Origin of the sequence: Sphingobacterium sp. G1-14 (assembly GCF_002196555.1) — a bacterium.
Lineage (GTDB): Bacteria > Bacteroidota > Bacteroidia > Sphingobacteriales > Sphingobacteriaceae > Sphingobacterium > Sphingobacterium siyangense.
Window position 1 is genome coordinate 1,774,406 of record NZ_CP021381.1, and the last position, 11,517, is coordinate 1,785,922.

The 11,517-nt window shown below is 39.8% G+C and carries 10 protein-coding genes; 3 read left to right on the top strand and 7 right to left on the bottom strand.

Going from position 1 to position 11,517, the window contains the following annotated elements; genetic code table 11:
• Nucleotides 1-8: 8 nt before the first annotated feature.
• A complete protein-coding gene (locus CBM24_RS07355) occupies nt 9-1,235 on the bottom strand; it encodes an NlpC/P60 family protein (RefSeq protein ID WP_088160712.1) in 1,227 nt (408 codons plus the stop codon).
• Nucleotides 1,236-1,653: 418 nt separating this feature from the next.
• Here CBM24_RS07355 and CBM24_RS07360 point away from each other — a divergent pair, with 418 nt between their 5' ends.
• Together CBM24_RS07360 and msrA are read left to right on the top strand one after the other, a co-directional pair.
• Nucleotides 1,654-2,682 (top strand): N(4)-(beta-N-acetylglucosaminyl)-L-asparaginase, encoded by a 1,029-nt coding sequence (locus CBM24_RS07360; RefSeq protein WP_088160713.1) that lies wholly within the window; start codon nt 1,654-1,656, stop codon nt 2,680-2,682.
• Nucleotides 2,683-2,881: 199 nt separating this feature from the next.
• Nucleotides 2,882-3,397 carry a peptide-methionine (S)-S-oxide reductase MsrA gene (gene msrA / locus CBM24_RS07365; protein WP_083663801.1) on the top strand — a complete coding sequence of 172 codons (516 nt, stop codon included), beginning with the start codon at nt 2,882-2,884 and terminating at the stop codon, nt 3,395-3,397.
• 81 nt (nt 3,398-3,478) lie between these two features.
• On the opposite strand, the gene CBM24_RS07370 is transcribed toward msrA, so the two are convergent.
• The 5 genes from CBM24_RS07370 to CBM24_RS07390 all read right to left on the bottom strand — a co-directional run bounded on the left by CBM24_RS07370 (nt 3,479) and on the right by CBM24_RS07390 (nt 10,145).
• Entirely contained in the window at nt 3,479-6,214 is a 2,736-nt protein-coding gene (locus CBM24_RS07370) for a DNA gyrase/topoisomerase IV subunit A (protein WP_088160714.1), read from the bottom strand.
• Between the two features lie 143 nt (nt 6,215-6,357).
• The gene (locus CBM24_RS07375; RefSeq protein ID WP_088160715.1) at nt 6,358-6,906 is read right to left on the bottom strand and encodes a GNAT family N-acetyltransferase; all 549 of its coding nucleotides are present in this window, start codon (nt 6,904-6,906) and stop codon (nt 6,358-6,360) included.
• A 27-nt stretch (nt 6,907-6,933) separates the two neighbouring features.
• Nucleotides 6,934-7,611 (bottom strand): ATP-binding cassette domain-containing protein, encoded by a 678-nt coding sequence (locus CBM24_RS07380; protein WP_088160716.1) that lies wholly within the window; start codon nt 7,609-7,611, stop codon nt 6,934-6,936.
• Nucleotides 7,608-8,522, bottom strand: coding sequence for a hypothetical protein (locus CBM24_RS07385; RefSeq protein ID WP_088160717.1), 915 nt, complete (start codon nt 8,520-8,522; stop codon nt 7,608-7,610). The genes CBM24_RS07380 and CBM24_RS07385 overlap by 4 nt, the downstream gene beginning before the upstream one ends.
• A gap of 450 nt (nt 8,523-8,972) precedes the next feature.
• A complete protein-coding gene (locus tag CBM24_RS07390; protein WP_088160718.1) occupies nt 8,973-10,145 on the bottom strand; it encodes an MFS transporter in 1,173 nt (390 codons plus the stop codon).
• A gap of 141 nt (nt 10,146-10,286) precedes the next feature.
• On the opposite strand from CBM24_RS07390, the gene CBM24_RS07395 reads away from it, so the two are divergent.
• Nucleotides 10,287-10,742, top strand: coding sequence for a VOC family protein (locus CBM24_RS07395; protein WP_232475715.1), 456 nt, complete (start codon nt 10,287-10,289; stop codon nt 10,740-10,742).
• A 24-nt stretch (nt 10,743-10,766) separates the two neighbouring features.
• Here CBM24_RS07395 and CBM24_RS07400 read toward each other — a convergent pair whose 3' ends face one another.
• Nucleotides 10,767-11,516: a TrmH family RNA methyltransferase gene (locus tag CBM24_RS07400; RefSeq protein ID WP_088160719.1), complete on the bottom strand. Its 750-nt coding sequence runs from the start codon at nt 11,514-11,516 to the stop codon at nt 10,767-10,769.
• Nucleotide 11,517: the final 1 nt, after the last annotated feature.

Here is an 11,517-nt window from a genome sequence, read left to right on the forward strand (position 1 = left end):
CGCTATGTTTATTTATTGTTGTAATAATTGCTTTCAACGACTTTCTGTATTGCGCTATCGTGGGTCCCGAGGTAACGGCGTGCAGCAACCACGGTTCGGGTTTGGAAATCATCGTAGTTTGCAGCGTCCTTAAGCATACTGTTGATCCGGACTAATCCAGCAGCGTGAATAAAAGTTCCATTGCCGATATAGAGTGCAACATGTGTTACACGCGCATTAGGATTGCTGTTTTTGCCTGCCGCAAAGAACAGTAAGTCTGCCGGTTTTAGATTTTTGAGTGCTTTCTCAGGGTCGAAATGTCCTTCTTGATCTAAAATGTCGATTTTTTCACCTGCGAGTACTTGTTGCGATGCATCTCTCGGAATCACGAAGCCGTTCATAAAAAAGCTTGTTTTGGTAAAACCGCTGCAGTCTACACCTTTCACCGATGTCCCCCCCCATAAATAGGGCAGGCCCAACATTGTTTTTGCACTGGCGATAATATTTTCCGCCGTAGGCTGGCGCGTTTCAAACCAATTTTTTAAGGTTAGACTTTCTGATTTTTTAATATAACCTAAACGTCCATCCGGATATGCTATTTCATAAAAGTTGTTTTTTTGTCCTTTTAACTGAAGAATGTCACCATATACGAGATCAGACACTCGTTGGCTTTTTTCATTGGGTTCAGAATATGATTTTCCAAACTCCGCTGTATAGATAATTTTTTCTGCTCGCTGCCAATTGGCCAGCATGGTTTTGTCCATCGCTTCAATGGACGAACTTGGTACCCATGCAATATAGCCATCCGGCGTGCGGACACGGTAGTCCCCGCTCTTTTTTTGCAGAAGATCCACTTGCGTTCCCAATAAAACCTGGCTAGTCAGCTCCGCAGCATTATCTGGAAATGTGCGCATATTTGCAACGGAGAGCCTGATGACTCCAGAAGTTTTTTCGCCTACACTTGCATCAGGCAAGAGCTGTACTTGAATATTGGCTGATATATCTTTTGCCTTTTGCTCCAAAACGAACTTAGCATCTTTTTCAGTTGTTTCAAGCACATATTGGTTCTGTGCGATATCCGCTTTTTGGATTGCTACGATCTTGGTTCTTTTATCGGGAGCGAATTCACGTTTTACGTTTTCTTGCAACTCTTTGATCTTGAAATAAGTCGTGGAATCTAGCTGCTGCGCCTGACTGCTTTCAACACCTATAAGGCTTGCATAAGCTAAAATAGCGAATTTAAGAGTGTTTTTCATGCGAATTAGTTTGTTTCTAAAGATAGGATTAATTCATAATATAAGTCAATTTTTATTGTCGATTTTTAAGTGATTTTGATGTTATGTTGCTAAAAAACGAATGGTTGGGTTTAATTTTAATTAAATTATCTAATTGCTAAAACCATTTTGTAATATTGCTTATTGATTGTGAAGTCAATATCCTTCTTCAGTTTAACACGAAGCTGTAAAAATGTAGAATAGCATTTTCCAGCGCATATCGATGAAGTAGATTGGGGGCAGATGTGACGTAAGATCGTGTAATACACTAGAAAAAAGCGATGTCTTTGTGCAGTCAATGATGAAAATTTTTTGTGTTCGGTAGACTGAAGGCAATTTTAAGGATTGTTTTTTGCCGAATTAATCAATAGCGATAGTTTTATAAAATATTAATAAGGAAATGAGTTCAAGACGTGATTTTATTAGGCAAGGTTTGATTGCTGCGACGGCAATGGGGACATTGACAGCATTTGATGCGAAAGGATTGACGATTGCATCAAAGGGCAGTGTTAAAAAATATCCTATTGTAATTTCAACTTGGGACTTTGGGATTGCAGCAAATAAAGCCGCTTGGGAAATATTGTCCAAAGGAGGCAAGGCATTGGACGCGGTGGAACAAGGTGTGCGTGTGCCCGAGGCCGATCTCAAAAATATGACAGTTGGTAAAGGTGGTTATCCAGATCGCGATGGTCACGTCACACTTGATGCTTGTATCATGGATGCAGATGGTAACTGTGGTGCTGTTGCTGGAATGGAAAAAATTGGACATCCAATATCAGTAGCGCGGATGGTCATGGAAAAAACACCCCACGTGATGCTGGTAGGCGAAGGTGCATTGCAATTTGCGTTAGAAAATGGTTTTAAGGAAGAAAATCTACTGACCCCAGAAGGTGAAAAAGCGTGGAAGGAATGGTTGAAGGAGAAAAAATACAAACCTGTAGCCAATATTGAAAACCAATCTTTTGCAGCAGAACGTTTGCCAGGAAACCAATATAACCACGATACGATCGGTATGTTGGCATTGGATGCCAATGGGAATATTTCCGGAGCTTGTACAACCAGTGGTATGGCTTTCAAGATGCATGGTCGGGTAGGAGATAGCCCTATTATTGGAGCCGGACTTTATGTCGATAATGAAGTGGGCGGAGCTACATCGACCGGAGTTGGTGAAGAAGTCATACGGAATGTAGGTAGTTTTTTGGTTGTCGAATTGATGCGTCAGGGTTATTCTCCGGAAGATGCCTGTAAGGAAGCTGTTATGCGTATCGTGAAGAAGAAACCTGCAATTGCGAAGGAAATTCAAGTAGGATTCTTAGCAATAAATAAAAAAGGCGAATATGGTGCCTATGCGCTACAACAAGGTTTTTCCTATGCGGTTTGTGACAGTAAACAACAAGATTTATTGATTAAAGGAAAACACTACTATTAATATTAAAATAGGGGTGTATGGGTATGAGGGGGGCGCTCTCATGTGGTAAATGAAACGTAAACTTCCATTTTTCGCACTGGTAGCAGTGTATCTCATTGCCGATTAATAAGTATATTTGTCTAAACATTTTTCGCTGTGGCTACTAAATCGGCTATAGTGTTTGAAAAAGTAAGATTAAAATACGCAAGATTATAAAAGTATGAAAGCAACATTTGGAGGAGGATGTTTTTGGTGTACAGAAGTTATTTTCCAAAACACTGAAGGGGTAACATCGGTATTGCCTGGTTATATGGGAGGGCATGTAGATAAGCCAACTTATGAGCAGGTCTGTACAGGTACAACTGATCATGTTGAGGTTGTCGAGCTAGAATATGACGAAGAGCTGGTGAACTATGAAGACCTATTGAAAATCTTTTTTAAGACACATAACCCGACGACATTAAACCGTCAAGGTAACGATGTGGGGACGCAGTATAGATCAGTTGTTTTTTATCATAATGAAGAACAGGAGATCTTAGCGCAGAATTTTATCGACGAATTGGAAAATGAGGATGTTTATGAGGACGCTATTGTCACAACGGTAGAACCAGCCGTGACATTTTGGTTAGCAGAAGATTATCATCATAATTATTTTAATGATCATCCTGAAAATCCATTTTGTTCAGTAGTCATTGCTCCAAAACTTCAAAAATTCCTAAAAGAATTTAAAGCTTAAAGGACAATACTTAAGGTGTTGTATCCTACACAAAAAAGGCTCGAATATTTATTCGAGCCTTTTTTGTGTATGGAATACGAGTTAGAACATTTCCATCTGTCCTTTATCGTCGATTTGGATGTCATTTGGATTAGTGATTTCCAATTTGATATCGTCATTTTTATCGTTTGACTCTACCTCCTTCTCCTTCACGGAACTGTCCACCGCCGTTATGGTACTATCAACCGTTGTTTCTGTGATATCAGTACTCGTTTCGGCTGCTTTTTCTTTACCTTTTTGACTTAAATCTTCATCCGCTGTTGTTAGCGTAACCGATTTTACGGTATGGAAAGACAGGCGGTTTCCTTGTGCTTTTATTCCTTTTACGTCAATAATTTCAGTCAAAGGCTGATCAAGAGTTTCTTCCGTTTGGGATTTACCTTTTAAAATCTCCAATTTGACCATCGGTTCAGCCGCATTACTCATCAATACCAATTTAGATCCTGCATCTTCATTAATAAAGGAAATGCGTTTTCCAATAGGTTGATCGTCAAATTTAAAACGTTTGACAAAGTACGTTCCGCTCTTGCCGTCCTGATGCACAACTGTATAGATATGGTCCGGGTGGTATTTTTCGATCCGGATCATTTTCTCGTCGAAGTGGTTGCTCAGATCAAAGTTTGACAATTCGTAACTACCATCCGAAAGAACCACTAATATCTTGTCGTCGCCGTCAAACTCGCCAAGGTATTGGCCACGTTCATCTGCATTTAGACGTTTCATGATGGTATCGTACCATATTTTTCGTCCTGCCAGTGTGGAGACACCAGAGCTTTTAAAGCTGATTTTTTTGACGGGATATTTTGATACAATGTTTCCTTGTGAAGCACGGCCCTTGATTGCAATCTCGGCAAAGTCCATGTCAAAATTCAACTTGCGCAATTTTGTGTGCGGTTTAAGCTGTATATTGACGATCTCTGCTTCACCGTTTGGATTGGCTGTGAAATATAGGATTTTAGACCCTTTGGATCCTTTGGATACATCATATTCCTTATCCCGAGTGACACCTACCACAGAGAAACGTTTGATGTAACTGGTACCAGTTTCACCTTCTTTATAGATGGCGTTATAGATTGTACGTTCATCACCTTTTTTGAAAACAGCAACGTGGATAATTCCTTTTCCAACGAATACTTTATCCTGGATTTTACTAACAACATATTTGCCATCTTCGCGGAATACAATAATATCATCGATATCCGAGCAGTCGCATACAAACTCATCTTTCTTCATGCCTGAGCCAATAAATCCTTCCTCACGATTGACATATAGTTTGGCATTTGCTAGGGCAACTTGGGTCGCTTCTACTTTATCGAATATACGCAGTTCGGTTTTACGCTCGCGGTCTTTACTATATTTCTCACGCAATTTCTCAAACCATGCAATGGCATATTCTGTCAATTGACGTAGATGACGCTTGACTTCCTTGATCTCATTTTCGAGTGTTTTCATCATTTCGTCCGCTTTTTTAACGTCGAAACGTGTAATACTACTCATTGGTTTATCGATCAATTTTTTGTAATCTTCTGGTCGTATCTCACGATAAAATTGATCGAAGAAAGGTTCGAACAAGCGATTTAGAACCTGCACCACGACCTCAAAGTCACCTGCATTTTCATAATCCGGATGCTTGTACATCCCCTCTTGAATAAATATTTTTAATAAACTACTGAAGAAGATTTTTTCTTGAAGATCGTTTAAGCGAATCTCCAATTCTCGTTTCAATAAATTTTTTGTGTTTATTGTGTTTTCCGTTAGAATGTCATTGACACTCATAAAGTGAGGTTTCTCATCTTTGATAACACAAGTGTTAGGTGAGATAGAGACTTCACAGGCGGTAAAGGCATATAAAGCATCAATCGTTACATCAGGAGAAATTCCAGGAGCCAAATGCACAATGATCTCTACATTTCCTGCTGTATTGTCCTCGATTTTTTTGATCTTAATTTTTCCCTTATCGTTTGCTGTGACCACACTTTCAATCAGACCGCCCGTCGTGGTTCCAAATGGAATTTCTGTAATTGCGAGTGTCTTTTTGTCGCGTTCTTCAATTTTCGCACGTACACGGATTTTACCGCCACGTTGACCCTCATTATAATTTGAAACGTCGGCCATACCACCCGTAGGGAAGTCTGGGAAGATATTCGGACGTTCACCGTTTAATACCTGAATAGATCCGTCGATTAACTCAATGAAATTGTGCGGCATAATCTTGGTTGCTAAACCAACAGCAATACCTTCGGCACCTTGAGCCAATAATAATGGGAATTTTACCGGAAGTGTGACAGGTTCGCGATTCCGTCCATCATAACTCAATTGCCAATCAGTTGTTTCGGGATTGAAGACAACGTCATTTGCAAATTTGGATAATCTTCCCTCGATGTACCGTGGAGCAGCAGCAGAGTCGCCCGTAATTGGGAAGCCCCAGTTACCTTGACAGTCAATCAGGAGATCCTTTTGGCCCAATTGTACCATGGCATCACCGATAGAAGCATCACCATGTGGGTGATATTTCATCGTGTTACCAATGACGTTGGCAGCTTTATTATATCGTCCATCATCCATTTCCTTCAAGGAATGGAGGATACGACGTTGTACGGGTTTCAAACCGTCATTGATATGTGGAACGGCTCTGTCCAAGATGACATAGGATGCATAGTCCAAAAACCAGTTTTCGTATAGTCCTGATAAAGGTATCGTTTGACTTCCGTTTTCTGTTTTTCCTGATCCCAGCTCTTCTTGATTATCTTCCGTTGGGAAGTTCGTTTCGTCACTCATTTACTCAGCAATAGATTAAATTGTACAATACAGAAATGTTCGAAATAATATTTTATTCGAACGTGTAAAAATACAAAACCATTTTGTTTTATCCCAGTGAAACTATGAAAAGTTAAAAAAATTAGTTTTTAAAACTAATATAATTAGTTTGTTGATTGGTCAATGGCTAGATCATACCAATAACAGGGAATATTCCATAGATCGAAATGAAATTCTTCAGTTACCTGAAATCCTACTTTTTCCAAGACATGCCTTGATCCCAGGTTTGCTGTATGCGTGATGGCATGTACTTCAAAATGGGTCAGCTGTTCGCTGTAATATTGCATGCAGGCTAGTGCGGCTTCTGTCGCATAGCCTTTTCCCCAAGATTCCGTTCTGAAACGATAACCAAGGTCTAAAAATCCAATACGTCCGTTCTCCAATTCGTCAATATACTTAAATCCCGTCCAGCCAATCCATTGATTGCTTGATTTCTCAATGACCCCTAGACGGCCTATACCGTATTTTTCATATTGTTGCTGAATATGCGCGATGGCTTTTTTCATTTCTTCAATAGATTGAACAGGTTCGTTATTCAGAAAGGTATGAACCTCCGGCTGTGAATCCATTGCGAAAAAATAAGCTGCATCATCCATCTGTATTGGACGGATAATTAAACGTTCAGTTTCCAGTATAGGTAAGTGTTTTTCCATAGTGTTTATCTCAAGTGTTACGGTATGCTAAAGCCACAATTTGTCGATATCTTTTTGTAGTATTTTTTCTTTCATTTCCTGTTCAAAGTCGCCGAACTGCTCTTTTTTTACAGATTTACTAATTCTGCCCGTTTCGAGTACCAAGATTTCATCGCAGGTATCTTTTAGCGTGGAAAAGATATGGGACGAAATCAGGATCGTTTTACCCATCGCTTTTAAACGAAGAATAATCTCCGTAAGAATAATACTGCTTTGTAGATCGATGCCATTAAAAGGTTCGTCAAGGATATAATAATTATTGTCCTGAAGTAAGGTAGCTGTCAGGGCTAGTTTTTTTTTCATTCCCGTGGAATAGGCGCTCGCATACTCCTTTAAGGGCAACTCGAAAATATTTCTCTCACTGAGGTTTTTGATCTGTTTACCGCGTGCATCCGTCAGCAGATAAATATACTCTTCGCCGGTGAGCTTTGAAAGGAAATACGGATCCGAGGTGAGGTAACCTAAATTGTTTTTCAGCGGTTCTAAATCAGATTTTAAACTTCCCGAAGCGGTTTCTAGTCCAGCAATACAACGAAACAGCGTTGTCTTTCCAGCGCCATTTTCACCGACGATACCATATACTTTTCCGCTATCAAAGAGGTAAGTAACCTCGTGGAGTACTTGATGCTGTCCAAAGGACTTATTGATATTCGTAAGCTCGATCATAAGTGATTTTTTAGATTGTTGATTGCTTTGATATAATAAAAAGGCAAGAGCGCTAGAATCAAAGGGTAAAAGCTAAAACAAAGTGCCAAAGCAAAACCTTCGGGGAAATTGATCTCCCGTGGGTAAGCGACGTATTTCAATGTGATTGCAAAAGGAAGTAAAAGTAATATTCCGCCCAATACAATACAGGCATTAAATAAATCCGATGGAAAGATGACAACATACAGAAAAAGAAGGGGCAGTACCAAGAGCAGACACTGTAAAATTCCCCTTTTAAACTTTCGCATCAGAAAGACTGTTGGTGTATGATGGTGATTCCAGAGGTAAAAAATAGGCTCCGGCAATTGATAATAGAAAACGCAGGTGAGCGCAATGCAAACGACGCAAAATAAAACAAGATTGGAATTGGCTACATAAAAACCGATTCCAGCCAACAGATATACTACAAGCAAAAGCAAGTAGCTCCGTCGGAACCCGATGATAAATTCAAAAGGTTTTTTTGTGAAAGGTGTTGGAATAGATTTTCCGAAAGCCCTAAACGTCAAAAATGTAAAAACAACAGCCAAAGTAATTAATAACAATGCATAGGGCCATTGGCTGTGGAGAAAAAGAATGACGAAGGACGGCAGCGTCAATAGGCCATTCTCTACTATTCTGATCTTGTGAAAATCTCGTTTACTGTATGTGATTTTGAGAAAATCATTTCTATTTTTTTCAGTGAGGAGAAAAAGCAGTTGAAAATTGCCTAGTATCACGGCATAACAGCCAAAAATAGGGTATTGAAACAAAAAGTAATAGATCAAATAGCATAACCCAAACAACAGGAGATATGCGATCGGAACGGGTAGTCCTGTAGCCTTGATATGGCGAGCTAGTAATCTGTATTGAAGCTTTAAATAATTGCTTACCATGATAATCAAACTTAGATAAATTACCTTTTATATGCAATATATCGCATACTATTTCTAAAACCTGTTACTTGGGTGCCTGTTCAGGTATATCGTTCGTGGATTCTATTCCGATAAGCGTGTAGGGTTAATATTTTGAAGAAAGGGAACAAGGAAGCTATGATTTTTAGACGCAACAAAGGGATATTAAATGGAGTTCAGATTCTCTATTTAGACAATGCTTGTTCAGTGATTGTTCAGTGCTTGTTCAGTGCTTGCTCAGTGTAGACTGAATCAGCACTGAACAAGCACTGTCTAAACATTAAATAAAAATTGATATTAGCTCCTTCTTGGTAGACGTATGTGTCCGTTTTAATATTTATCTTGATTATCCCAGCAATAAGGCTGCTATCGGGAAATCAACGATGCAATTAAACCCAAAATCAAATAGCTATATTTTAAATCGAACGCAGACTAGCGGGCTTTGTGCTTTCTCTGCCAGCTCAGCATATAGGTCAATGCAAGTAGCAAAACTACCGCATTGGCATACATAATGACTGGAATCCGGAGGATAACATCACTATAGTATAATCCAGCAAGCAGTGCGCCAAGCCCTATTCCAGCTTCAAGTGAGATATACATGGTTGCTACTGCCTTGCCCCGATGTTCAGGTAGGCTAAGGTCGATCGTCCAGGCATTGACGGCAGGGGAGAGTATACCTGTGCCCACGCCATAGATGCTTGCGCCGATCATCATTCCAATGAAACTATTGCCCATACCGATAGCAACGAGTGCAATAACAATAATGACCAATCCGACAACAATGACCTTAGGTCTTCCATAACGGTCGGAAACTTTGCCGGATACGAAACGTATCAGCACCGATGCGATTGTAAATGCCAGAAAAAATAGTCCTTTATTTTTAAGTCCCAGGTATTCACTCCAATCGGGAATTAAAGTTAAAATGACCCCATAGGCGGTATAAGATAAAAACGTGACGATTCCAGCTGGAAGGGCACGCCATTCAATAATATCCTTGCGGTTTATTTTGAGCATGGAAAGATTGAATTTTTCTTTTTTCGCCAGTGTTTCTTTCATGTTAATGACGATAAGAATAGACAGAAGTGCCATGAAAGAAGAACAATAAAACATAACATTGATACCAAAGGCCTCGAAAATGGCACTCCCAATTGCTGGGCCAACAGCTGTACCGACGCTAAAAGCCAGTCCATGCATGCCAAGAGCCTCACCCCATCTTTTTTGAGGAACCAGATCGGCGACATACGCAGAAGTTGAGGTAGGTTTAAAACCGGTGGAAAAACCATGTATCAATCGTAAGAATAGGAAGCCCGCGACTGATGTTAAAATGGGATAAAGAAAACCACAGATGAAACAGACGATAGATCCAATTGCCATGACCGGTACACGTCCCCACCGATCGGTCAATTTACCACTAAAAGGCCGCGAAATTCCAGCAGTCAACGTAAACAATGCTATGATTAGCCCTTTGTACTCCGCCCCCCCCAAACTGCTCAGATAATTGGGTAGTTCTGGGATAATCATATTGAAACTGGAAGAAAATAGGAGCGAGCTTAAGCAAAGTAAAATAAATTGTAACGTATAGATGGATTTCTGTTCAGCGGGCATGGTGTAATTTTAGCGTGTGTGAATATTCAAAAAAGAACATGGATAGCGGTATCGATCCGTCTTTCAATTGAACTGTTCAAATGTACAGTTTTTGGAGCGATTAAGCTTTTTCTTTTGACAAAAATTAATCGAAACTTTTGAATGAATAGAAAAATGTCGCGACGGGGCGTTTTCTCTATTAAAATTGATATTTTTGATGAAGATCAGTGTTTAAATATGGAAGGGTATAGAAATCCAGGAGTATATTTTGAAATTCCTGTAACGGATATGGAAAGAGCGGTTCGGTTTTACAGCCAAACATTTAACTTTTCCTTTGAAAGGGAGGAGTTTGATGGAAATCAAATGGCTTATTTTCCTTTTCAGGAGATGCTTCCGGGAATTACGGGAGCTTTAGCAAAGGGGGAAATTTATAAACCCACACAAGTTGGAGTATTGATTTATTTTCATGTGGAGAATGTGATCGATACAATCGGGAAAGCGCTAGCGTTGGGGGGAAAAGAGTTATATCCAGCCACCTTTCATACCGACTTGGGCTTTGCCGTGGCAGAAACTGAAGATTTGGAAGGAAACAGGATTGGATTACATCAAAAGCTCTAAGCGAAGCATCAAATAGAATCTGTTTTAGGTCAGTTTTTGTCTGGAAATCTCACTACAGAAGATCGTTGTTGCTACGGCTACATTCAATGATTCGGCTTGCCCTAGGCGAGGTATAGTGACAGCTTGATCGATCAAAGCTATTATTTCGTCGCTGATGCCATTTCCTTCGTTACCCATAACAATTAGCCCCTCATCAGCCCATACAGTCTGATAAATGGATTGACCATCAAGTAGGGCGCCATATACTTTCAATCCAGTAGCCGGAATAAAATCAGTTAAATCAGTATAGTGGATCTGCAGTCTTGCCAATGAGCCCATAGTTGCTTGCACTACTTTAGGATTGTAAGCGTCTACAGTGCCAATGGAACAGATAATATGTTCGATTCCAAACCACTCCGCCGTGCGGATAATTGTCCCAAGATTGCCTGGATCCTGCACATCATCGAGTACGAGGCTAAACTTATTTTTTAAATTACTTGGTACAATTTTTTGTTGTAAAGGAAGTTTGACCAAAGCGAGTATACCTTGTGGCGATTTCAGTGCACTAATCTTTTGGAATTCAGTTTCCGTTAGTTCATGGGATTTTATATTATGCGAGATTTTACCCACTTTTGTGTTGGCGTCGTCCGTGTAGAAAATAGACTCAACCTCATAACTTGATGAAATAAATTCCATCACGGATTTTATACCCTCAACGATAAACAGGCCGTGTTGTTTTCTATACTTTTTATTTTGTAGAGACGTTATTAGACTGATTTGCGCTTTTGACAACATT

Bases quoted from the DNA above. Each gene is read 5' to 3' on its own strand.
- CBM24_RS07385 (WP_088160717.1), bottom strand. From the start codon at position 8,522: ATGGTAAGCAATTATTTAAAGCTTCAATACAGATTACTAGCTCGCCAT.
- CBM24_RS07380 (WP_088160716.1), bottom strand. From the start codon at position 7,611: ATGATCGAGCTTACGAATATCAATAAGTCCTTTGGACAGCATCAAGTA.
- CBM24_RS07400 (WP_088160719.1), bottom strand. From the start codon at position 11,516: ATGTTGTCAAAAGCGCAAATCAGTCTAATAACGTCTCTACAAAATAAA.
- msrA (WP_083663801.1), top strand. From the start codon at position 2,882: ATGAAAGCAACATTTGGAGGAGGATGTTTTTGGTGTACAGAAGTTATT.
- CBM24_RS07360 (WP_088160713.1), top strand. From the start codon at position 1,654: ATGAGTTCAAGACGTGATTTTATTAGGCAAGGTTTGATTGCTGCGACG.
- CBM24_RS07370 (WP_088160714.1), bottom strand. From the start codon at position 6,214: ATGAGTGACGAAACGAACTTCCCAACGGAAGATAATCAAGAAGAGCTG.
- CBM24_RS07395 (WP_232475715.1), top strand. From the start codon at position 10,287: ATGAATAGAAAAATGTCGCGACGGGGCGTTTTCTCTATTAAAATTGAT.
- CBM24_RS07390 (WP_088160718.1), bottom strand. From the start codon at position 10,145: ATGCCCGCTGAACAGAAATCCATCTATACGTTACAATTTATTTTACTT.
- CBM24_RS07355 (WP_088160712.1), bottom strand. From the start codon at position 1,235: ATGAAAAACACTCTTAAATTCGCTATTTTAGCTTATGCAAGCCTTATA.
- CBM24_RS07375 (WP_088160715.1), bottom strand. From the start codon at position 6,906: ATGGAAAAACACTTACCTATACTGGAAACTGAACGTTTAATTATCCGT.